This is a genomic window from Hymenobacter plasmatis, from assembly GCF_020711255.1.
Lineage (GTDB): Bacteria > Bacteroidota > Bacteroidia > Cytophagales > Hymenobacteraceae > Hymenobacter.
Genome location: NZ_JAJFAW010000013.1, coordinates 1 through 21,700, shown reverse-complemented (window position 1 = coordinate 21,700; position 21,700 = coordinate 1). Strand labels below are relative to the sequence as shown.

17 protein-coding genes and 1 tRNA gene are annotated in these 21,700 nt (G+C 63.6%); 9 read left to right on the top strand and 9 right to left on the bottom strand.

Annotated elements, in window-relative coordinates:
• Window positions 1-180 precede the first annotated feature (180 nt).
• The gene (locus tag LJ738_RS11020) at window positions 181-2,223 is read left to right on the top strand and encodes a kojibiose hydrolase (RefSeq protein ID WP_227786374.1); all 2,043 of its coding nucleotides are present in this window, start codon (window positions 181-183) and stop codon (window positions 2,221-2,223) included.
• A gap of 203 nt (window positions 2,224-2,426) precedes the next feature.
• Window positions 2,427-4,004: an alpha,alpha-trehalase TreF gene (treF, locus tag LJ738_RS11015; RefSeq protein ID WP_227786373.1), complete on the top strand. Its 1,578-nt coding sequence runs from the start codon at window positions 2,427-2,429 to the stop codon at window positions 4,002-4,004.
• A gap of 54 nt (window positions 4,005-4,058) precedes the next feature.
• On the opposite strand, the gene LJ738_RS11010 is transcribed toward treF, so the two are convergent.
• Together LJ738_RS11010 and LJ738_RS11005 are read right to left on the bottom strand one after the other, a co-directional pair.
• Window positions 4,059-6,695: a DUF5686 and carboxypeptidase regulatory-like domain-containing protein gene (locus tag LJ738_RS11010; RefSeq protein ID WP_227786372.1), complete on the bottom strand. Its 2,637-nt coding sequence runs from the start codon at window positions 6,693-6,695 to the stop codon at window positions 4,059-4,061.
• A 122-nt stretch (window positions 6,696-6,817) separates the two neighbouring features.
• Entirely contained in the window at window positions 6,818-7,741 is a 924-nt protein-coding gene (locus tag LJ738_RS11005; protein ID WP_227786371.1) for a DMT family transporter, read from the bottom strand.
• 152 nt (window positions 7,742-7,893) lie between these two features.
• Here LJ738_RS11005 and LJ738_RS11000 point away from each other — a divergent pair, with 152 nt between their 5' ends.
• Together LJ738_RS11000 and LJ738_RS10995 are read left to right on the top strand one after the other, a co-directional pair.
• Window positions 7,894-8,400 carry a regulatory protein RecX gene (locus tag LJ738_RS11000; protein ID WP_227786370.1) on the top strand — a complete coding sequence of 169 codons (507 nt, stop codon included), beginning with the start codon at window positions 7,894-7,896 and terminating at the stop codon, window positions 8,398-8,400.
• Between the two features lie 179 nt (window positions 8,401-8,579).
• Window positions 8,580-10,004, top strand: coding sequence for a cyclic nucleotide-binding domain-containing protein (locus LJ738_RS10995; RefSeq protein WP_227786369.1), 1,425 nt, complete (start codon window positions 8,580-8,582; stop codon window positions 10,002-10,004).
• Between the two features lie 7 nt (window positions 10,005-10,011).
• On the opposite strand, the gene LJ738_RS10990 is transcribed toward LJ738_RS10995, so the two are convergent.
• A complete protein-coding gene (locus tag LJ738_RS10990; RefSeq protein WP_227786368.1) occupies window positions 10,012-10,647 on the bottom strand; it encodes a DUF4230 domain-containing protein in 636 nt (211 codons plus the stop codon).
• Between the two features lie 64 nt (window positions 10,648-10,711).
• Here LJ738_RS10990 and LJ738_RS10985 point away from each other — a divergent pair, with 64 nt between their 5' ends.
• Entirely contained in the window at window positions 10,712-11,938 is a 1,227-nt protein-coding gene (locus tag LJ738_RS10985) for a glycosyltransferase family 39 protein (protein WP_227786367.1), read from the top strand.
• Here the strand turns inward: LJ738_RS10985 and LJ738_RS10980 are convergent.
• The 4 genes from LJ738_RS10980 to LJ738_RS10965 all read right to left on the bottom strand — a co-directional run bounded on the left by LJ738_RS10980 (window position 11,874) and on the right by LJ738_RS10965 (window position 16,397).
• Window positions 11,874-12,797, bottom strand: coding sequence for a 1-aminocyclopropane-1-carboxylate deaminase/D-cysteine desulfhydrase (locus LJ738_RS10980; protein ID WP_227786366.1), 924 nt, complete (start codon window positions 12,795-12,797; stop codon window positions 11,874-11,876). The two genes, LJ738_RS10985 and LJ738_RS10980, sit on opposite strands and share 65 nt — an antisense overlap.
• Before the next feature lie 49 nt (window positions 12,798-12,846).
• A complete protein-coding gene (locus tag LJ738_RS10975; RefSeq protein ID WP_227786365.1) occupies window positions 12,847-15,444 on the bottom strand; it encodes a YfhO family protein in 2,598 nt (865 codons plus the stop codon).
• Window positions 15,445-15,603: 159 nt separating this feature from the next.
• Window positions 15,604-15,864, bottom strand: coding sequence for a DUF4834 family protein (locus tag LJ738_RS10970; protein WP_227786364.1), 261 nt, complete (start codon window positions 15,862-15,864; stop codon window positions 15,604-15,606).
• Between the two features lie 98 nt (window positions 15,865-15,962).
• A complete protein-coding gene (locus LJ738_RS10965) occupies window positions 15,963-16,397 on the bottom strand; it encodes a hypothetical protein (RefSeq protein ID WP_227786363.1) in 435 nt (144 codons plus the stop codon).
• Window positions 16,398-16,533: 136 nt separating this feature from the next.
• On the opposite strand from LJ738_RS10965, the gene LJ738_RS10960 reads away from it, so the two are divergent.
• The 4 genes from LJ738_RS10960 (at window position 16,534) to LJ738_RS10945 (ending at window position 19,678) form a co-directional block, all read left to right on the top strand.
• Window positions 16,534-16,606, top strand: a tRNA-Thr gene (locus tag LJ738_RS10960).
• A gap of 150 nt (window positions 16,607-16,756) precedes the next feature.
• Window positions 16,757-18,067: a site-specific integrase gene (locus tag LJ738_RS10955; protein ID WP_227786362.1), complete on the top strand. Its 1,311-nt coding sequence runs from the start codon at window positions 16,757-16,759 to the stop codon at window positions 18,065-18,067.
• Between the two features lie 384 nt (window positions 18,068-18,451).
• Window positions 18,452-18,940 (top strand): hypothetical protein, encoded by a 489-nt coding sequence (locus LJ738_RS10950; RefSeq protein ID WP_227786361.1) that lies wholly within the window; start codon window positions 18,452-18,454, stop codon window positions 18,938-18,940.
• 102 nt (window positions 18,941-19,042) lie between these two features.
• Window positions 19,043-19,678, top strand: coding sequence for a DUF6624 domain-containing protein (locus LJ738_RS10945; RefSeq protein WP_227786360.1), 636 nt, complete (start codon window positions 19,043-19,045; stop codon window positions 19,676-19,678).
• 234 nt (window positions 19,679-19,912) lie between these two features.
• Here the strand turns inward: LJ738_RS10945 and LJ738_RS10940 are convergent, their stop codons facing one another.
• Together LJ738_RS10940 and LJ738_RS10935 are read right to left on the bottom strand one after the other, a co-directional pair.
• Window positions 19,913-20,623 carry a hypothetical protein gene (locus LJ738_RS10940; protein WP_227786359.1) on the bottom strand — a complete coding sequence of 237 codons (711 nt, stop codon included), beginning with the start codon at window positions 20,621-20,623 and terminating at the stop codon, window positions 19,913-19,915.
• 13 nt (window positions 20,624-20,636) lie between these two features.
• Window positions 20,637-21,377, bottom strand: coding sequence for a carboxypeptidase-like regulatory domain-containing protein (locus tag LJ738_RS10935; protein ID WP_227786358.1), 741 nt, complete (start codon window positions 21,375-21,377; stop codon window positions 20,637-20,639).
• Window positions 21,378-21,700: the final 323 nt, after the last annotated feature.

The window sequence follows — 21,700 nt, the reverse complement described above, 5'->3', positions numbered from 1 at the left end:
TCCCCATCAAACTTGTTGAAGTGTCTCTGCCATGAGTGGTGGGAAACTTGCTTTGCTGCAGCAAAGCGGCAGAGATGCTTCTTCAAGTTCTGCCTCTTGTTTCATAGGCCAACTTTATTAGTAGGCGGGTCGCCTGCTTCTTCCATACTCTCTTACATGTTGCTAGCTAAACCCGAGAAGTTGAAATTCCTTATAAGCGTCCTAACGCTACTGTGGGTGGCGCCGGCAACCCCGGCCGCCGCTCAAGCGCCCGACCCCTGGCGCATTGCCGCCGATAAGGTGGACCCGCGCAACTACTACGGCGCCACCGTGGCCAACGGCATGCTGGGCATTGTGTCGTCGCCGGAGCCATTTCAGGTGAAGAGCGTGGTGCTGGCCGGCGCCTACGACCAGTACGGCCGGGGCCGGGTGAGCAATTTTCTCAACAGCTTTAACCTGCTGAACATGTACCTGGAAGTGGACGGCCGCCGGCTCTCGGGCAAGGACGCCACCAACTTCCGCCAGGAGCTGGACATGCGCCACGGCGCGCTCACCACCACCTTCGACTACGCCGACAAGGCCACCATCAAGTACACGTACTACGCCCTGCGCCACCTGCCCTTCACGGTGCTGCTGGACGTGGCCATCACGGCCAAAAAAGACGTGGCCCTCACCGCCGCCAGCGTGATGGACGCGCCCGATGCCCTGCGCGACGTGCAGAACTACTACAACGAAATCGACCGGCCGCACGCCACGCTCAGCTTGCTCACGTCGTCGGCCCAGAGTAGCACCGGCAAGCTGCAGCTGTGCGCCTCCACCAGCTTCTTGTTCAACGAGGTGCACGGGCAGGAGCCGCGGGTCATCCACGAAATGTGGGACAGCAACATGCACCTGATGAAGTTCAGCAAGGCGCTGAAGGCGGGGCAGACCTACGCTTACGCCGTGGCGGGCTCGTCCATTACCTCGGCCCACCACCCCGACCCCCTGAACGAGGCCGAGCGCATGACCATTTTTGCTAGGCTCGAAGGCCGCGAGCGCCTGCTCGCCTTCCACGCCAAAGCCTGGGACGACTTGTGGAAGAGCGACATTCAGATTGCCGGCGATGCCCAGGCCCAGCAGGACGTGCACAGCATGCTCTACCACCTCTACAGCTTCTCGCGGGCGGGCACCGAGTATTCGCCTTCGCCCATGGGCCTCTCGGGCCTGGGCTACAACGGCCACGTCTTCTGGGACGCCGATTTGTGGATGTTCCCGGCGCTGCTGGTGCTGCACCCCGAGATTGCAAAGTCGCTGGTGGAGTACCGCTTCCGGCGCCTGGAGCCGGCCCGGCACAACGCCTTCGCCCACGGCTACAAGGGCGCCATGTTCCCGTGGGAAAGCGCCGACTCGGGCGTAGAAGAAACGCCGGTGTGGGCCCTGAGCGGGCCATTTGAGCACCACATCACGGCCTGCGTGGGCCTGGCCGCCTGGCAGTACTACTGCGTGACGCAGGACAAGGCCTGGCTGCGCGAGAAGGGCTGGCCCCTGCTCTCGGCCACGGCCGACTTCTGGGCCAGCCGCGTGGAGCGCAACGGGCCCGGCCACTACGACATCAAGAACGTGGTGGCGGCCGACGAGTGGGCCGAAAACATTGACAACGACGCCTTCACCAACGGCGCGGCCCAGGCCAACCTGCAAGCGGCCGCCGCGGCCGCCAAGCTGCTGGGCCTGCCCGCCGACCCCGACTGGCAGCTGGTGGCCCGCAACATCCCCATCCTCAAAATGGCCGACGGCGTGACCCAGGAGCACGCCACGTACAAGGGCGAAGGCATCAAGCAAGGCGACGTGAACCTGCTGGCCTACCCACTCAGCATCGTGACGGCCCCGGCCCAAATCAAGAAAGACCTGGCCTACTACGAAACCCGCATCCCCAACGAAGGCACCCCGGCCATGACGCAGGCCATTTTCTCCCTGCTCTACGCCCGCCTCGGCAACGGCGACAAGGCCAAGCTGTGGTTTAAAGACGCCTACGAGCCCAACCTGCTGCCGCCCTTCCGCGTCATCGCCGAAACCAAGGGCGGCACCAATCCCTACTTCGCCACCGGCGCGGGCGGCGTGCTGCAGGCCGTGCTCATGGGCTTCGGGGGGCTGAACATCACGCCCGCGGGCATCACCCAAAGCAAAACCACCCTGCCCACGGGCTGGCAATCGGTGAAGATTACGGGCGTGGGCGTGCAGCGCAAGACCTATTCCGTGGGCCGGTAGGCATATTGGAACCTCACCCCCGGCCCCTCTCCAAAAGAGAGGGGAGCCACGGCTCAAGCTTTCACTCAATTCAGCAGAGGCCTACCGACTCAATTGCTTCACGTCAGGCCCCTCTCTTTTGGAGAGGGGCCGGGGGTGAGGTTCCCCACGCCGAAAGCCACCCCAACAACCGACAACTAGCAACCGACAACTAACGCTTTCCCATGCGCAAGCTCTTCCTCGCGGTCCTCCTCGCTCTATCGGGCTTAGCCGCCGCCCAAACGCTGCCGCCCTCGCCCCGCCAGCTTTTCCCGGGCCTGTTCGAGGCCGTGCAGCTCGGCCGCGTGTATCCCGACAACAAAACCTTCGTGGACGCTGTGGCCAAAGAGCCCGCGGCGGAAATATTGCGGGCCTACGCCCAGCAAAAGGACACGCCCGGCTTCGACCTAAAAGCATTTGTGGCCGCGCACTTTACGCCGCCTGCCCCGGCCGGTGGCCAGTACCACAGCGAGGTAACGGCCGGCCTGCGCCATCACCTCGATACCCTCTGGACCGTACTGCAGCGGCGGCCCGATTCCGTTCGGCAGGTGGGCTCGTCGCTGCTGCCGCTGCCCCGGCCTTACATCGTGCCCGGCGGGCGCTTCCGCGAGGTGTATTACTGGGACTCGTACTTCACCATGCTGGGGCTGGCCGAGAGCCATCGCACCACCGTCATTCGGGACATGGTCGACAACTTCGCGTACCTGCTCGACACCTACGGCTTCATTCCCAACGGCACCCGCACCTACTACCTCACCCGCTCGCAGCCCCCGTTCTTCGCCTTGATGGTGGGCCTACTAGCCGAACAGGAGGGCACGCCTAAAACGCTGCTGCGCTACCAGCCGCAGCTGCTGCGCGAATACGCCTACTGGATGCGCGGCGCCGAAGCCCTGAAGCCCGGCACCGCCCGGCTCCGGGCCGTGCGGATGCCCCACGGCGAGCTGCTCAACCGCTACTACGACACCAGCGACCAGCCCCGCGAAGAATCTTACGCCGAGGACGTAGCCGCCGCCAAGCTGAGCAAGCAAACGCCAGCTCAATTTTACCGCAACATCCGCGCCGCCGCCGCTTCGGGCTGGGATTTCAGTACCCGCTGGTTTGGGCCCGATGGCCAGCTGGGCAGCATCCAAACCACCGACATGGTGCCCGTCGATTTGAACTGCCTGCTCTACAACCTCGAAAACACGATTGCCAAAACCTACCAGCAACAGGGCAACCCGGCGCGGGCCAATGCGTTTCTCACCAAGGCCCAAAACCGCAAAAAAGCCATCCTGGCGTATTGCTGGGATGCCAAAGCCGGCTGGTTTGTCGACTACAACCTACGCCGGGGGCAGCGCTCGGCCCTTCAAACCCTGGCCGGCGTGTACCCGCTGAAGTTCGGCATTGCCACCCCGCCTCAGGCCGCTGCGGTGGGCAAGGGCCTGCAGCAGAACTTCCTGAAGCCCGGCGGCCTGGCCACCACCCGCAGCCGCAGCGGCCAGCAGTGGGACGCCCCCAATGCCTGGGCGCCGCTGCAGTCCATGGCCATCGACGGCCTGGAGCGGTACCATCAGTCGGGCCTGGCCCGCACCATCGGCACCCGCTGGATTGACCTGAACAGCGGGGTGTTTCAGCAAACGGGCAAGCTGATGGAGAAATACAACGTGGTAGACCCGCACCTGAAAGCCGGCGGTGGCGAGTACCCCCTGCAAGACGGCTTCGGCTGGACCAATGGGGTCCTGCTCCGGCTTATCAATAAATACAAATCGGAGAAAGCCTTGTAAACCGCGCCTGACCCGCCCGAAGGAGAAGCAACCTTGGGCCAGGAAGCTCAGGCCTTAAAACCCAAACCCGACGCGCACGCCGGTGCCCAGCCGCTGGCCGCTTTGCAGAGCGGTGTAGAAATCGACGCGCAGCACTTTCAGGATGTGCTCGACGCCCACTCCCAGCTCCACGTAGTGCCCGGCCTGGGCCGTAGTGAGGTAGTTGAGCGAGGCTACTTCCTGCCACTTGAGCTGGCGCAGCAGCGGGACTTTGTTGAAGATGAAGCCGTTGAAGTGGTGGTCGTAGTGGGCCTCCAGGTAGGTATTCTTGGTGCTGAAGCGGTAGTAGTCCAGCAGCTGGAAGTTGCTGAAGTTGCCGGCCAGAATGGTTTGGTTGCCGGAGAAGTGCCGGTAGTCGGCGAAAGTGAGGCCCACCTCCCGGCCCACGAAGCCGCCCACGCTCACGCGGAAGCTGCTGGTGCCCAGCAGGCCCAGCGGCAGGTTGTCGCGCACGCCGGCTTGCAGCAGCAGGTAGCGCACGTCGGCCCCCAGCACGTGGGGCACGGCCAGGCGGCCCTGCACGTTGAAAGTGGGCCACTTCGAGCCGAGGTTGAACTTGCCATCGGGCCGGCTGATGTAGCGCTGGCCAGGCTTGTAATCGAGCGAGAGCCCCACGGTGAGCACCTGGCTGCGGCCAAAGCCGGTATCGGGCAGCTCTTCGCTCACGGGCCGGTTGGGCGTGAAGGCGCGGCCGCGCACGTCCCGCACGAGGCGCTCGGTGGTGTTGAACAGCTCGTGGCGGTCGAAGTAAGCGGCGGTGGCGCGGAGGTTGAGCCCATTTATCGGCTCGGTGAGGTAGGTAAGCTCGGCGCCGTCGCGGCGGTAGAGCTTGGCGTAGTTGCGGTTAGCGTAGAGCGTGTACAGCGTGTTGATGGCCGGCGTGAGCTGCGAGTTGCGGTCGAAGTTCTCGACGGTGCGGCCCGCGGCCAGGCTGAATTGCTTGAGCTTGGCCGGGTGTAGCTGCCAGGTGGCCACCAAGCTGGGGTTGAGCTGCTGGCTGCTGAAGCCGTAGCGCAGCGTGGGCGTGAGGGTGAAGTAGCGGCGGTCGTCGGTGCGCTGGCTGAAGACGGCCTGGGCGTTGAGCACCGCGCCCTCCACGGTGTTGTACTGGAATATCTGGGCCAGCGGCTGCACGGTCACCGACTGCTTCCGGAAGGTATTGAGGTGAGTATAGCCCCCGATAACCAAGTTTATAGGCTCGAACTCGTTGCGCTTTTTATCGAGCGAGTCCTGGTAGGGGCGCGACTTGCGGATGACCTCCGTGCTGTCCTTCACGCGGTAGTCCTTTTTCTCCTCGGCCGTGAGTGGCACGGGGCGCACTTGGTCCCAGTAGCTGGAGTCGCGCTCGTTCACGCCTTTCTCGATGAGCTGCACCTCGCCGCGCGGCATCTGGGCAAATGGGTCGTTTTTCAGCGAGTCGCGCTGGGCGCGCTTCACCTGCTTGCGCACCTGGGCGCTCAGGCCGCGCAGGTCGGGCTTGCGCTTGCGGATTTGGGCGGCGGTTTCCTGGCCCACGGCGGCTTCTTTCGCCTCGGCCACCACAGGCGGGGCGGTGGCCGCGGGCGGCGTGGGGTAGGTGGGCACCACGTTGGCGTAGTTGGACAGCACGGCTGTGATGTAGCCGGTGCCTTTGAAACCCATGCCCGACAGGTTAGCCCGTATCTGCTGCGACTGGATGAGCCAGACGTTGTGATTGTCCGGAGCGGGCACGTATTGTTGGGCCAGGTGAAGCACATCGACGAAGTCGATGTGGGCCTCTTTGTCCAGGCTCAAATCAACGGAGTGAATGCGCCAGGAATTGTCGACGATGTAGATGAAGCCCGAAAAAACGGGGTCGGTGCGGCGGCGCGGAATCACCCGGATTTTGTGCACCACCGCGCCCCCCTGCGGGGTGCTGCCCACCAGCTCGTACTTGTAGAACAGCATGGCGTTGGCTGCGATGGGCGACACGAAGCCGCGCTCCGAGAAGGGGATTTTAATCAGGTTTTCGTAGAAGCCCAAGTTGCGGCCCGCGCTGGCTCGGTTGAAGCTCAGGCCCCGCGAATCGCCGCTCACCCGGCTCGAAATCATGCGCTCCTTGATGACGTTGGGCTGGGTAAAGCTGATGTCCGACAGGCTTTCGGAGAGGTAAAGAATGCCTTTCTTGATATCCGGCCCCACCTTGAACAGGCCCATGATTTTGGCCGGCGTGTCGTTTACGCGGAGCAGGCTCTTGATGTAGATGCGGGCGCGGTAGGCCGCCACCTCGCGCCGGTGGTAGGCCCGCCACTGCTGCGCCTGCTGAATGATGGCGTAGGCCGGGTCGCGGTCGGTGGATTTCACCAGCACTTCGCCCAGGTTGTAGGCCTCGGGCTGCAGCGTTACGTTGAGCACCACCACGGTATCGCCGCCGAGCACGCGCACCGGCTGGATTTGGGGCCGGTAGCCCACGTACTGAAACACCAGCTCGTACTGCCCGGCCGGCAGCCGCAGCTGAAACTGGCCCTGCTCGTTGGCGCCGGTGCTGGTGGCGGCGCCGCGCACGGCCACGTTGGCAAAGGCCAGCCCATCCTGGTTGGCCCCCTTCACGGTGCCCTTGATGATGCCCGCGTAGCTCAACCCCGGCAACCCGCTCAGCAGTAAGGCAAACACAACCAGACGAAACGCAGACACCAACATAAAGCAGCAAACAGCAGAAGCAAAGGACCCGACCAAGTTACGCCCCGGGTACAACTGATGCCGCGCGGCGCCAAACAGTTGCTTGGGCTGAGAGGCGAATGCCTGCCGCCGGCGCCTCACGCCACCACCTCCTCGGCGGGCGGCAAGCTGGCCGAGCGGGCGTCTACGTGGCTGGTGTACCAGGCATTGAGGCCCACGCCCAGCAGCACCATGGCCATGCCGGCATAGGCCACCGGCCCAAAGCTTTCGCCAAAAAACACGTAGCCCAACCCCAGGGCGTAAAACATGCCCAGGTAGTTGAGCGGCGCCACCCGGCTGAGGCGCTCCAGCTGGTAGGCGCGCGTCATGGCCACTTGCGCGCCCTGCGTGAAGGCGCCGCACACCAGCAGCCAAAGCCAGTCGCTCCCCTGCGGGGTTTGCCAGTGAAACAGGCAGCCCAGGGCCGCCAGCGGCAGCGAAATCAAGGGGAAGTAGAAGACAATAACCAGCGGGTGCTCGCGCCCGCGCAGCTTGCGGATGGCGTTGTAGCTCAGCCCCGAAAGCAGCGCGCCCAGCACGCCAATGCCCAGGTACACCAGGCCGAGGTCGGCTGGCCCAGCCGGGCCGGCGCTGGGCGTGGCGGGCCCGCCCTGCTGCACCAGCACCACGCCCCCAAAGCTAAGGGCGAAGAACACCCACTGCCAGCTGCGCACCGGCTCGCGCACCAGCCAGATGCCCATCACGGCCGTAAAAATCGGGGCCAGGTACTGGGCCGTGACGGCCGTGGCCAACGGCAGGTGCTGAATGGCCAGAAAATAGCACACCAGCGCCACCGCCCCGGTACTGCCGCGGCTAATGAGCAGGCGGTAGTTGTTGCCAAACGGGGCCACGCCTAGCCGCCGCAGGGCCACGTAGCTAGCCACGATGGAAAAGATGGAGCGAAAAAAAATGATTTCCAGCGCGGGCAGGTGGTGCAGCTGCTTCACGCAGGCATTCATGCCCGCAAACAGCAAGGTACTCAGCAGCATCAGCCGGATGCCGGGCGTGATATCCTTTAACATTTACCAATTAACATCTGACAGACCTTATTTAACGTTCGAGGATTTCCACTCCACCGGCCGGCCCGGGTAACGAACTTGAGCCAGCGTTGTTAGACAGGAGCCGCCGAAAGCAAAAGCCGAACGGCTGATAAATGTTAATTGATAACTGTTAAATGTTTAAAAGCCCCGACAAAACGCCCAAGCAGTACACGCCCGGCGAGGCCCTGCAAAAGATTGCGGCCTTCTGCGCCTACCAGGAGCGCACCCAGAAAGAAGTGGAGCAAAAGCTGCGCTCCTACGGGCTGGACGAGGACGAATCCGGCGAGATTATCATCCGCCTGAGCCGCGAAAAGCTGCTGGACGAAGAGCGGTTTGCCAAGGCCTTTGTGCGCGGGCACTACCGCCAGAAGAAGTGGGGCCGCCGACGCATCCTGCAGGAGCTCAAGCAGAAAGGCCTCAGCGAGTTTTGCATCAAGTCGGGCATGAAGGAGATTGATGGCGAGGAGTACTACCAGAATCTGGTGGAGATTATGGAAAAGAAAGACCGCCAGGAAAAGGAGTCGAACCCGCGGGTGCGCCGCATGAAAATCTCGCAGTACCTCACCGGCAAAGGCTACGAGCAGGACCTGATAAAAATCGCGCTCGACGACTTGGGCAAAGCGCCCGAGGACGACGAGTAGCAGCCACCGGCCGGCCCTGAGCTCAGTACCGCCCCACAGTTTTAGCCCAGCTTCGCTGGTTTGGATGCGGCCCCTTCTCTGCCGTCGGCTGTTCCCGCTCAGGCACGCCTTCTGGCCCGGCCGGTAGCCCGCCCCTTAACTTGCACCGCGGAGTTCTTCGCTCATCTTCTTTTTCGTCAATGACTTTCCGACAAAGCTTGCAGCAGCTGCTGGGCCTCCAGCCGGGCGAAGAAGCGCCCCTGGGCAAGCCGCTGCCAGCCGATAGCGCGCCCGCCCTGGTGGCCGCCCTCGGCGACCCGCGGCAGCACCGCGCCGCCGCGGCGGGCCTGCAGCAGCTGGGCCCCACCGCCATTCCGGCCCTGGCGGCGGCCCTGCCCGCCGCGCTGGCCACCGACGACCCGGCCCTGCTGCGCCGCCTGGTGCAGGCTGCTGCCCTGTTTAATACCCCCGCCAGCCGCCAGCTGATGGTGGAGCTGATTCGAAACGAAAACCTGTTTGCGCGGGCCGCGGCCCTGCGCGCCACCACTCCCCGACCCGAGCCGGCCGAAGCCGCCGTGTTTGAAGCCGTGGTGCAGCGCGAGCTGCAGCTGGCCCGGCAGCTGCTGCACGGCCAGGCCACCGCTCCAGCGCCGCTGGCCAAGGCCCTGGCCTACGAGCTGCAGGGCGTGCAAAGCCGCTTGTTTGGCCTGCTCGTTCGGCTGTATTCGCCGCAGCTCATTGCCCAGGCGCAGCGCACGGTGGCCCACGCCGCCCCCGAGCGCCAGGCCACGGCGCTGGAATTGCTCCGCCACCTCATTCCGGCGCAGGTGTACCAGGGCCTGCTCACGCTGCTCGACCCGGCCCCGGCCGCCGCCAAGGCCCGGGCCTTCGACGAGCTGCTGGGTCCGCCGCCCGCCGTCCTGCCCCCGGTGGCCGAGCTGGTGGCCGTGCAGGGCTTGGCCGCGTTTGCCGACTGGACCCTGGCCCAGGCCCTGCAAACCTGGAAGCCCACTGCTACCACGGTAAAAGCCCTGCTCCCCCATTTGCGGGCCCAAAACCGGCTTGTGCGCGAAAGCGCCGTTGCCGCGCTGCGCCGCCTGGCCGAAACCCAGCCCATTGTTCACAAAGCGTTGCTCCACCACTGGCCCCACGCGGCGCCGCCCTTCCCCATGCTCCCCGATTCCGACTCCGCCCGCGTATCCGCCGCCGAGCGGGTCCGGATTCTGCAACACACCGCCTTGTTTGCCGAAACGCCCGAGCACGTGCTCAGCGCCATCGTACCCATCATGAACGAGGTGGGATTCGCGGCCGACGAGGAGATTTTTGCCAAGGGCGACCAGGGCGGGTCGCTGTTTATTGTGCACGAGGGCACGGTGGGCATCTACAACGGCGGGCAGCAGCTCACCACGTTCGAGGCCGGCGACTTTTTTGGCGAGCTGGCGCTGCTCGATGCCGAGCCGCGCTCGGCCACGGCCCGCGCCCTGGAGCCGGTGATGGCCCTGCGCCTCGACCAGGACGATTTTTACGACGTGATGGGCGACCGGCCCGAGGTGCTGCGCAACATCCTGCGGGTGCTGTGCCAGCGCCTGCGCCACCAAAACGACAAGATGCAGGCCATGGCGTAGCCGCTGGCTATTGCTTGGGCCCGGGCTTGGGCAGGCGCATTTGTTGGCCCAATACCACCCGGCGGCCGGTAAGCGTGCGCAGCATGGGCACGAGAATCTGCTCGGCGTTGCGCTGGGTCTCGGCCAGGATGCCCGACTGCAGCGCGGCGTTGCGCACCTGGGCTTCGGCGTATTTGTAGCCTTCGTCTATCAGCTCGGCATCCTGAAACAAGGCGTTTTCGGTGCTGAACACGCGGCTTTGGTTGTGGTTGACCTGGAAGCTGCAGAGCTCGGGCGGGGGCAGCGCCACGCGCACCACCGAGTCGCCTTCCAGCACCACGTCCTGCGGCTTGAGCTTGCGCAAATCGATGCAGCCCACGGCCTCGCCGCCCACTACAAGGGCCACTTTCGATTCAGGCAAAAACCGGTAGGCGCGGCGCTTGTACTCCACCACGTCCTTGAAGCGGTAGCGCACCAGCTCCAGCCGGCCCAGGGCTTCTACCTGTGTCAGCACCGTATTGTGGGTCACGGTGATTTGCGGGCCTGCGCTGGCCAAAGGGTTCAGGTCGCGGAGCGCCGGGCTCACTTTGCTCCACAGCAGCCAGCCCAGGCCCACCAGAAACAAGAGCGGTAGCAGCCGACGAATAAGGCGGATAAGGTTCATATGCGCTACAGTACGGGGCCGGCGGTGCGGCGTTGGGCCGAGCGGGGGCCTAGCTTTGTGGCCGATGCGCTTATTCTCCTTCATTCGTGCGTGGGGCCTGCGCCTGTGGCCGCACCATCCGGCTGTGCTGGCGGGGCTGTGGGTGCTGGTGCAGCTGGTATACCTGCGGCAGCACCACGGCCCGCACTTCGCCAACGACAGCGCCCGCTACCTCGAATATGCCCATGACATTGCCGAGCGCGGCTACTTCGCGCCCGGCCACAACCTGCGCTACGTGCTCTACCCGCTCTTCCAGAGCATCTGGCTCTGGCTGGGCCTGGGCTGGTGGGGCATCGTGGCGGGCCAGATGGCTGTTTCGGCGCTGGCCACGCGGGCCATTTACCAGGGCACCCGCCGCCTAGCGGGGGGTCGGCGGGCGGCCGCTGCACTGGCCACGCTCCTCTTCATTACCTGGCCCGACATCCAGCAGTTCAACGTATTTCTGCTCACCGAGTCGCTCTTTATCAGCTTGGTGGCGTTGTCGTTCGGAGCCTTCAGCCGCGTGCGCCACGGCCAGAGCCAGGATTGGGCCTGGCTGATTATCGTACTTGCTCTTACGGCCCTGGCCCGGCCCAACGGCTTTATGGTGGGGCTGGCCGCCGGGCTCGCGGGGCTTGATGTGCTGCGCCGGCGCCGTGACCGCCGGCCCTGGCGCGCGGCACTCCTGCTTTTGGTGCTGCTCTCGCCCCTGCTGTGGCAGGCACTCAACCACCAGCTGGCCACCTACTACCTCATGGATACCTATCAGCGCGGCGAGCTGATTTTCCGCTACCAGCTGTGGGCCGTGCACCAGGCCCAGCCGCTGCAGATGCCGCCGCCCGGCACCGGGCCGGTGGCGCGGGTGCTCTACTTCGGGGTGCACAACCCCCTGTACCTGGGCCGCCTGATGGTGGGGAAGCTGTTCATTTTCATCAGCTACCTCAAGCCGCATTATTCCCTGGCGCACCGCGTGGTGGGCGTGCTGGTGCTGTGGCCGGCCTATTGGCTGGCGGCGCTGGCTACCCGGCGCGGGGCTATCTGGCGCCCGGCGCGGGTGTTTCTGGCGGCAGTGTTTCTGCTGCAAACGGCCATCATCATGCTCACCGTCGATGATTGGGACGTGCGGTTTCTGGCGCCGGTACTGTCGGTGGTGTTCGTGCTGGCCGCGCTGGAGCTCACCGCCCGCTGGCGGCTGCCGGCTCCGGCGCTCAGCCCGAAGTCCCGAACCGTGCGTGCCACCCCGCCCACGCCTGCAGCCCCCCGGTATGAATAGTCACCACCGTGCTGCCCCGCCGGAAATGGCCTTGCCGAATCAAGTCGAGCACCCCAAAGAGTAGCTTGCCGGTATAAATGGGGTCCAGCAGCACCCCGTGCCGCGCCCGAAACAGCTCAATAAATTTCAGCAGTTCGGCCGAGTATTTGGCGTAGCCCCCGAAGTGATAGTCGGTGTGCAGCGCGTAGTTGGTAAAGACCTGCCCCACTGCCTGCTGGGTCAGGGCGTCGACTTCGGCCCGCAGAAAGCCGCCATTTTTCAGGGCGGCCACGCCCACGGCCTGCTGCCGGCCCGCCAGTCCCGTGAGCAGGCCCGCCAAGGTACCGCCCGTGCCCGCCGCTACGGCCAGGGCATCAAAGTCGGTTCGGGCCTGGATTTCGGCCACCAGTTCGGCGCACCCGCGCAGGGCCAGGATGTTGGTGCCGCCCTCGGGCAGCACGTAGGCCGGGCCGAAACGGGCGAGCTGCTCGGCAATAAAATCAGGCTCGGAGCGGCGGCGGTAGGTGCTGCGGTCCAGGTAGTGCAGGGCCATGCCGTCGGCCGCGGCCTGGGCCAGGGTCGGGTTGAGCCCCGCTAGCGCTGCGCCCGGGGCCGGGACATCGCCCCGAATCAACCCAACGGTCTCAAAGCCGAAAAGCCGGCCCGCGGTAGCCACGGCGGCGATGTGGTTGGAGTAGGCCCCGCCAAACGTGAGCAGGGTGTGGTGGCCTTGCTCCCGGGCCGCCGCCAGGTTGTATTTGAGCTTGCGGGCTTTGTTGCCGGGCAAGTCGGGGTGAGCCATGTCATCGCGCCACAGCAGCAAGCGCACGCCGTGTGCGCTTGCTGCCGACTCGTCGATTTCCTGCAAAAGCTCCTCCACCACCCTCACGCATTAAGAATATCCGCAGCCGGCGGCGCGAGCCGCTGGGCTAGGCCACCGGCACGGCCGTGGCCACCACGTCGTCTTCCACCACTTGCTTTCGGCGGGCCAGGTATACCCCGGCACCTACCAGCACCAGCAGCAGCACGATGCTGGAAGCCAGCGAAACGGCATTGCCCACGGCGTACGCTTTCGGCTCAAACTTGAAGTCGATGACGTGCGAGCCGGCCGGCACTGGCATGGCCCGCAGCACGTAGTCGGCGCGCAGGTGCGGCACCGGCTTGCCATCGATAAAGGCCTGCCAGCCATCGGCGTAGAAAATCTCGGAGAACACCACGAAGCCGTCGTTCTTGGCGGTGTAGCGGTACTTGAGCTCGTCGGGGCTGTAGTTGGTCAGGGTAATGGTAGAGCCGGCGGCATCGTAGGTCGCCGCTTTCTGCTGCGGGAACTTGCTGGCGTCAACCACTGCTTCGGTGGCAGGGCTCAGGGTGCTGAGGGCGGCCATCTCCTCGTCGGGGCTGTTCACGGTCTTCACCGTGCTCACAAACCAAGCGTTGCCCAGGGCGCCGGGGTTGCGCTGCACTGGTTGCTTGGGGTCGCCGGTGAGGAGGTAGCGCGTGTTCAGCATGTTGAGCACCTGCTGGTTGTTGTTGGAAATCTGGCGCTCAATCAGGTCCTGGTAGCGGCGCAGCTTGGCCCCGTGGTAGCCGCCGATGCTCTTGTGGAAGTACGAGGTCTGGGCTTCGTTGAAGGGGTTCTGCATGTTGAGCACGCGGTAGCTCAAGGCGGTGTCGCGCAAAATCAACTCGTCGGCTGGGGTGGGCTGGAAGCTGGCGGCAATGCTCGTGGGCTGAAACTTGTCGGTGCCGAGGTAGCGCTTGTCCACGCCCCACAGGTCAACCAGCACCAGCGCCACCATGAGGGCCGCGGCCGGCACCATGGCCAGGCGGCCCTTGAGGTGGAAGTACAGCACGGCCAGCGCCGCGCCGATGAACAGCAGCCCGCGCCACACGTCGTTGCGCAGCAGGTCGGCGCGGTCGGCGCGCAGGGCACTCAGCAGCTGTGGCGTAAAGCCCTGCTTGGTCAGCTCATTATCAATGGGCGCGGCAAAATCGAAGCTGAAGCTGGCCAGGTACGCCAGCAGGCAGAGGCCCGCCGTGATGGCGCCCGCGTAGAGCACCTTAGGCAGCAGGGTCGCCGCTTCCGGCGAGGCCACCGGCGCAGTTGAGCCAGTGCCGGCCGCTTTGGCGGCTTTGGCCAGGGCGGGGTGCAGCTGCGGGTCGGCCGGGGCCAGGAGATGGGGCGCGGGGCGGGGCCGCAGCACGCGGCTCAGGGCCAGCGCGCCCAGGATGGGCATGGCCAGCTGCGCGATTACCAGCGCCATGCTCACCGCCCGGAACTTGTTGTAGCCCGGCAGCAAGTCGAAAATCAGGTAGTTGAACGACTCGAAGTTCTTGCCCCAGGCCAGCAGAATGGACAGCACAGTGCCGGCCAGCAGCCAGTACCGCGTGCGCTTATCCACCACAAACAAGCCCAGAATAAACAGGAAGCACACCACCGCGCCCATGTACACCGGGCCGGCCGTGTAGCTCTGCTGCCCCCAGTAGGTGGGCATGCCGTTCAGGTACTCCGGGGGCAGGCCGGCTTTGGCTAGGTTAGACTCGGGGCCGAGCGGCATGGCGCTGGCGCCGCCATAGAAGTTGGGAATCAGCAGGGTAATGGTTTCGCCCACGCCGTAGCTGTACTGAAACGCATAGTCGCGGTCGACGCCGGTGCTGGCCTCCTCGGGGTTGGCCGCAGCCGCCTGGCCCGGGGCGTTGGGCGCGGGGGTTTTCAATTCCGTCCGGCCGCGATTGCTGTACTTGCTGTATTCCAGCGTGGTATACAAGCGGCCAAAGCTCACGCCCACGGCCAAGGCAGCGCCCAGCCCAAGTAGAGCGGTGCGCTTGAAAAACTCGGGCAGCCGGCCGGCACGCGCCGCGGCCACCAGCTCAAAAATACCGAACAGGGCCACCAGCAGCAGCAGGTAGTAAGTAATCTGCAGGTGGTTGACGTGCACGTTCAGCGTGAGGCCCACGGCAAACAGGGCCGCCCCCAGCCACTTGTCGCGGCGATAGGTGACCAGCAGGCCGCCCAGCACCAGGGGCGCGTAGGCCAGGGCCAGGCTCTTGGTGTTGTGGCCCGCGGCCAGAATGGCGAGGTTGTAGCTCGAAAAGCCCAGCGCCACGGCCCCGGCCACGGCCACCAACGGCCGCACGCCCAGCGCCACCAGCAGAATGTAGCCACAGAGCAAGGCCAGAAAGAGGTTGGCCACCACAGCGGGCAGCCCCAGGGTCAGCACCTTCTGCAAATACACCGACCAGTCGCCCGGGAAGTGCAGGCTGATGAGGTAGGTGGGCATGCCCGAAAACATGGAGTTCGTCCACAGGGCTTCTTTGCCCATGGCCTTGGCGTATTCCTGGGCCTCGTGGGCACCGCCCTGAAACTGCGTGATGTCGTGTTGGGCTAAGGTCTTGCCCTCGAACATGATGGGCGAGAAGTAGAGGCAAGCCAGCACCACGAAAAACAGCACCGCCAGCACGTGGGGCAAAGCCCGCTGCCACCACGGCGCGGACGAAACAGAAGAAGCAGAAGCAACAGCAGCCATTAGGGCAATTTTAGGGAACACAAAAACGTGCCCGAAGGTACAGTAGAACCGCACGATGGCTCAACTTATGGCCCCGCTATTCTGCCTGCCCCCACCGAATTAGCCACGGCAGTTGAGCCGCGCGGCTTTCGCTCCGCCCTTACCCCTGCCCTACCCGGGTTATTTTACTTCCTCAAAATCAACGTATTCGCCGCCTTTAAACCCGGCAGGCTTATCGGCCTCCGGGGCCACGGGCGGCACATAATCTACGCGTATTTCGCCCGGAGCCCGCGTGGGGCCGGCCTGGGCCTGCGGGGGCATCCCAAAGCCGCCGTTGCGCATTTGCTTGCGCACAAAGCCGCTCAGTACCAGCCGCAACACGATGGGCAGCACGTAGCGCACTGCAAAAAAGAGAAGGATGAAGATGAGCCAGAAACGCATAAAAGCTAGAACGAGAATGCCGCCGCAAGGTACAACCAGCGCCTGCTGACGGCTGGCTCAACAACATACTTTAGCCGGGGTTTGGTGCCGGCGCGGCCTTAGCGCCGCAGGGTGCGGGCCACGGCGCCGGCCACCAGTCCGCCCACCGTGTACCAGGCCACCGTCATGAGCTGGGTTTGGGTCGTGCGGTTGCTCGGGCCATTGCCCAGGCCCAGCGGACCGGGCAGGAGCACACCGCCCGCTCCCGCCGCCACTCCCAACACCAGGCCCCGACGCAGGGCGTGGCGGCCACTACCCACCAAGCTGTAGTAAAGGCTATTAGATAGTATATCGCCGGCCATGGTCCAGTTAAAGAGCGTGTCTTCGTCGGGCTGCGGGGCGTCGGCTTTGCGCAATAGCTTGCGCAGGCCGCGCATGCCCAGCACGTCCATGCGTGGGGCATCCTGGGGGCGCAGGCGGCGGGCGGTTTCGTGCAGCGCGGTGAGGGCGGTGGCACCGGCCAGGCCGGCGGCAAGGGAAGGAAGGAGTTTCATGGGCGGACGGTAGTGGTCAGCAATCAAACGCGGAGTTTGCGGCCGGGTTACTAAATTTTCTACGGTCGCGGTTGCAGGTCTTCCGGCGGGTTGCCTATCTTTGCAGCCCCCTCCAAAACCGTTGGTGGGGTAACAAGCCTCTTTAGCTCAGTTGGTAGAGCAGCTCATTCGTAATGAGCAGGTCGTTGGTTCGAGTCCAATAAGAGGCTCATACATGCACACCCGGAACACCCGGAAAATGCCTTCTCACGTCGTGAAAGGGGTTTTCCGGGTTTTTTGCGTTCGGGGGTCTCGGTCCTTCCCGACGCGAAACCGGGGGTTCCCTACGCGAGGGACGCCCCCCCTGACGCCCCCTGTGTATGGTTACCCAATTTGTGTTGCGAACGGATAAGAAAGACAAGGCCGGAAAGTGCCCGGTGCACCTGGTGGTATACTTCGACGGGGCTCGCCTGAAATGCGCCACCGGTGAGAAGTGTAAGCCGGTGGACTGGAACGCGGACCGGCAGCGGTTTCGCGCTTCCTACCCCCTGGCGGAGGAAGCCAACCTTTTGCTGGCGCGGCTGGCGGCCGATACGCTGGCGTGGTGGCGCAAGCTACGGGCGGCGGGCGAAGCGCCGACGCTGGCCGGCCTGCGCGAGGTGCTGCGGCCGAAACCCGAGCCGGAAGCGGCGGTAGCCGAGCAGGAGTCGGTGACGGTGTGGTATGACGAGTACCGGCGCTCGATGCTGGCGCGGGGGTATGCGCGGGAAACCTTGCGCCACCACCTCGTAACCCGCAACTGGATGGCCGGCTTTGAGGAATGGGCCGGGCAGCTGCTGGACCCGGTTACGTACAGCCTGGAGCTGCACGACCGGCTGCTGGTGTATTTGCGCGAAGTGCGGAAGCTGGCGCCCAACTCATTGGTGACGGCCATGAAAGACTTGAAATCGTTTCTGCGGTGGCTGCGGGACGAGCGGGGGGTAACTGTTGGCATCGAGGTACGCAAGCTGGTGATTAAGTCTTTTGATACCCCCAAGCTGTACCTGACGGGCTCGGACCTGGAGCGGCTGGCCTCGGCAATGCTGCCGGCTAACCTGGTGCCCACGCGGGACATCTTTCTGTTCTGCTGCTATACCGGGCTGCGCTATTCGGACGTGGCGGGGCTGCACCGGGGGCACCTGCACGAATGGGACGGCGGGCGGCTGCTGCGGCTGATGATGAGCAAGACGCGGGCCGGGGTCAGCATCTACCTGACGGCGGCGGCTTCGGCTATTCTGGACAAATACAACGACCCCGAGCGGCTCAAGCTGCTGCCGGTGCATCCGAACCAGGTGATGAACAAGTACCTGAAGCGGGTGGCCCGGCTGGCGGGGCTGACGGGCGCGGCCGACCTGGTGAGCACCGAGGGCGGCGGCATCGTGCGGGCCGCGGTGCCCAAGTGCGAGCTGGTGACGATGCACACGGCCCGCCACACGTTTGCCACGCAGAGCCTGCTGCGGGGAATGCCGGTGGAGGTGCTGCAGAAAGTCCTTGGGCATAAGAAGGTGCAAACCACCCTCATCTACGCCAAGATTATCGAGGATTTCCAGCACCAGACCATGCGCCGGATTTGGGAGGGTGAAGGGGCCGGCACGTACAGCGCCGGGGCCCGAGCGAGCCAGGTTTGCGAGGTGAAGCCCTCGGCTGCGTGAACGTAGCCTTGCACCAGCACCACCCGCCACTTCAGCTTGGCGGGTGGCAGCTGGAGCCTGCCCACCAGCTCAGGCTTGACGATGACCAGCAACGGGTACTTGGGACTGGTGCGGTCAAGGCTGAGCACGCAACGGTTGGCCCGTTCGGTTCTGGCGCCTACTACGCGGTGGCACAGACATGGAACTGCCGGCCAGGCATGGTGGCGGCCCCGGTCGCTGTCAGCTCTGGCGGTGGCGTCGAAGTTGCGAGGCCAATGCTTTCCGCTGCCAGCAACAAAAAGCGAGGAATATGGCAAACATTACTATCCGGAGATATTGGATTAATTTCGTCCACGACTGAGCTGTCCTCCGATTGTTTCTACCACACTCCTATTTCTCTACCCCATGAACAAGCCGCTACCCGTTCTTCTGTTTCTGCTAACCTTATCGGGTTGCGCTAAGAAAGCGGACCCTGCCCCCCCCACTCCGCCCACCACCGCCGCCAACCCGGCCGTGCAGGTGCGGGTTACGGGCACCGATTTAACGGGGATGGGGGCCTACGTCAAGGCCACCTTCAAAATGGACTACCGGTCCATGTTTCCCTACGAGTCCACGACGGTGAATACCGCCATCACGACTTCGTCGTATGCCGAAACATTCAATTTAGGGCCTCGGGAACCCAAAGACTACGTCGCCGCTGAAATCGGCTTTCGTAGCGTCGACAACCGTTTTTCGACGCGACCGGGGCCTACGACTCGCCTTAAGGCCGAAATACTCGTCAATGGGAAGGTGGTCCGGCAAACTGAGCTGAATAGCTCGCTGACGGGACCCAACGTTCGGTTTGCCCCTTACTACCTACAAGGCAACCTAGTGTGCAAGATGGATAGCATCTAAGGCCCAGGCGTAGCACCTGTCGCTTCTGTGCCGTTTTTATGACATAACGCTGAATAGCGGCCATTGTGTATGAAGTCACTACGCTTAACCCCCTTTTTTTGCTTGGTTGTTCTTCCGCTGTTGCTGGCGGGTTGCGCCACCACGCTGACCGCAACTAAGAAGTCGCAGCTTCAAGCGGAGTTAGCGCAAATGGCCCAGGTGGACCAGATTGCCGCGTACATCCCGCAGGGTAAGTATCAACAGTATCCCCCCAAACGATGGGAAAGCTTTAAAGACAGCGTTTTTACGAGCAATAAGGAACGGGTCGAGCGCCTGTTCAAAAGATATGGCTTTTTAGGTTTCAACCAAGTGGGCCCGGATGGTTCAACCCATTTTTGGCTCTTGGTGCAGCACTGTGATAAGTACCCGGCTTTCCAACGAGCCGTGCTGCCGGCCATGAACCGGGAAGTAAAAAAAGGGAATGCCAAACCCAGCGATTATGCGTTGCTGTACGACCGCGTGCAAGTGAACGCGGGCTTGAAGCAATTGTTTGGTACCCAGGTCACGTACGAGGTGGCCACGACCGGACGCGCGATTCCCAAAATCGGGCTGCTGGATTCGGCTAACGTGGACCAGCGCCGAAAAGCGTACCAGCTCGGGCCGTTGAAGGACTACTTGAACATGATGACGAGCATGCACTACGAGATGAACAAGGCGCGCTACGAAAAAAAAGGCGTGCTCAAGCCGAACCTGTATTAACGGGGAAGGGCGTATGGGCAGGAACCAGGGAGCTTTTATCCCGGCCGACGGCGTCCGGCGGGCCTCCACCACCGCAACGAGGTCGACGACCTGAACGGTGCCAACGGCCCCTGCCGGAAGCACCACGGGTTGCCCGGATTGGTGGGGATTACGTTCGGCAGGAACGCCGCGGGTATATAAAGCAGAAGGGTTGCTCGACGTGTCGAACAACCCTTCTGCTTTCACAACCGAATCCTACTGGCCGCTACGGGCCGGAGAGGTCGCCGTGTGTTGATTGTACTCCGTAATAATGCTGACCAGGTCGCGGTAGTGGTAATTGGTTTCGCCACGCGCCACTTTCGCCGCCAGGTCGGGATAGTCGGCCAGGTACTGGCTCATCTGCGGGCCAAACGAGGCGCGTTCCACTTGCTGTAAGCGGCCGTTGCGGCGCACAAAGAAATGGCTGTTGGTGTAGGGGATGGCCGTGTGCAGGATGGCGCCCGGTACCGGGATGGGCAACGGGGCCCGCTGTTGCTCGGCTTGCAGAAACAATTCCACGGGGCCATGGGCCATGCGTTGGGCCAGAATTTTAGCCTTTTTTTGGCCTTCCAGCCGCATGGTTTCAAAGTAGTAGGGCCCCGCCGTCATGCTGTGCACCTGCTCGACGGCAATTGTTTGGCGCGGCGGGGTGGGCTTGACCTCGGGCGGGGTAAAATAGTAGTCGAAGGGAAAATCCATCCCGGGATACTGGGTAAACACCGGCAGGTAGGCCTGTACTTCCTGCCCGTCCATGCGCTTGATGGTGCCCCAGGCGAATAGTAGGGTCTTGTCAATGACGTGCAACGTCGTATCGGCAGCAGTACCCAGACGTACCGATGCCGGAGAAGTACCAGAAGGGGCAGGTGCCTGCTGGGCGTGGCTGCCAAAGGGCAAGGGCAGTAAGACCGCGAGTAAAAGAGCTTTCATGAAAAAGGGTCTACTAAAAGCTGAACGAGGCCGCCGTGCTGCTCAAGGTTACGTTTGATGCGGGAAACACTTTTTTGCCCGTCGCAAAGTCGATGTACGTGCTGGCAGCGGGGTTATCGCCCGCGGCATAGACCAGCACATCGTCTCCGGTTCGGAAGCCGGCCGCCGTAAGGTCACTGGCGGTTAAGCTGACCGTGAAAGAACCATCGGCAGCGGGGACCCCGCCCACGGACAGGTAATATGCATTGGCAATGGGCAGCGGGGGCGCCGGGGCAAAGCTGCGGGTTAAAAACAGTCGGTAGGGCCGGGGCTGCGCCGCCGTGGGCCGCTCGGCGACGCTGCCCTGAATCACATAAGCCGTGCCGTTCTTGGAAGCGGTCACGGTCGTGTGGGTGGTGGATACTTGGCCCAAGGTGATAGGAGGAATCGGGCTGCCGGTGGCGGCATTGTCCATCACGAACGTGCCATACCCCGCGTAGGAGAAGCGTAGCTGATGGGTGCCAGCGGTTACATTGCCCAGCGGCATTTTAAAGGCCCCTTGTGCGTCCGTGCGCACAACCCAGTTGGGCGACGTATCCGTCACGGTGACGCTGACCGAGCTGCGGTCGGCCTTCGGCGTTCCAAATTCATCCACCATGACCACGGTTCCTTGGTAGGCGACGGAGGGCGTTGGGGTTGGGTCCGTGGGAGTAGATTTCTTACAGCCGAGCAGGGTAAGCGTCCCGGCTGTGTAAAGAAGTAAAGCGTGCTTCATGAACGAGCGGTAGAGGAATAGTTGAATAGTTGACTTACCAAAAGTAAGCGGAGCCGTGCCCTCCTACAAATGGGAATGGGTTAGGGTCGGCTGGTTCGTCACGCGCTACGGTGGACCATCCCAGCAAGAAACCTATTGAAAGCTTACCTAAACGGTAGATACTGCCGGAAAGCAAAGCGAGGGAATGATGACCAAGTGCGTGGGCAAGCTGCGGCCGCCGTGGCCGCCCGTTCCTGCAAGCTGGGGTGTCTCGTCCGGCCAGAGCTATACACTAGTTCTGAATTCCATGAACGAGCGTAGGCCGCGCAAAGAGCGCCAGAAAT

Excerpts from the sequence above, each read along its gene's own strand:
- treF (WP_227786373.1), top strand. The coding sequence starts at position 2,427 with ATGCGCAAGCTCTTCCTCGCGGTCCTCCTCGCTCTATCGGGCTTAGCC.
- LJ738_RS11005 (WP_227786371.1), bottom strand. The coding sequence starts at position 7,741 with ATGTTAAAGGATATCACGCCCGGCATCCGGCTGATGCTGCTGAGTACC.
- LJ738_RS11000 (WP_227786370.1), top strand. The coding sequence starts at position 7,894 with ATGTTTAAAAGCCCCGACAAAACGCCCAAGCAGTACACGCCCGGCGAG.
- LJ738_RS10995 (WP_227786369.1), top strand. The coding sequence starts at position 8,580 with ATGACTTTCCGACAAAGCTTGCAGCAGCTGCTGGGCCTCCAGCCGGGC.
- LJ738_RS10990 (WP_227786368.1), bottom strand. The coding sequence starts at position 10,647 with ATGAACCTTATCCGCCTTATTCGTCGGCTGCTACCGCTCTTGTTTCTG.
- LJ738_RS10985 (WP_227786367.1), top strand. The coding sequence starts at position 10,712 with ATGCGCTTATTCTCCTTCATTCGTGCGTGGGGCCTGCGCCTGTGGCCG.
- LJ738_RS10975 (WP_227786365.1), bottom strand. The coding sequence starts at position 15,444 with ATGGCTGCTGTTGCTTCTGCTTCTTCTGTTTCGTCCGCGCCGTGGTGG.
- LJ738_RS10970 (WP_227786364.1), bottom strand. The coding sequence starts at position 15,864 with ATGCGTTTCTGGCTCATCTTCATCCTTCTCTTTTTTGCAGTGCGCTAC.
- LJ738_RS10965 (WP_227786363.1), bottom strand. The coding sequence starts at position 16,397 with ATGAAACTCCTTCCTTCCCTTGCCGCCGGCCTGGCCGGTGCCACCGCC.
- LJ738_RS10955 (WP_227786362.1), top strand. The coding sequence starts at position 16,757 with ATGGTTACCCAATTTGTGTTGCGAACGGATAAGAAAGACAAGGCCGGA.
- LJ738_RS10950 (WP_227786361.1), top strand. The coding sequence starts at position 18,452 with ATGAACAAGCCGCTACCCGTTCTTCTGTTTCTGCTAACCTTATCGGGT.
- LJ738_RS10940 (WP_227786359.1), bottom strand. The coding sequence starts at position 20,623 with ATGAAAGCTCTTTTACTCGCGGTCTTACTGCCCTTGCCCTTTGGCAGC.
- LJ738_RS10935 (WP_227786358.1), bottom strand. The coding sequence starts at position 21,377 with ATGAAGCACGCTTTACTTCTTTACACAGCCGGGACGCTTACCCTGCTC.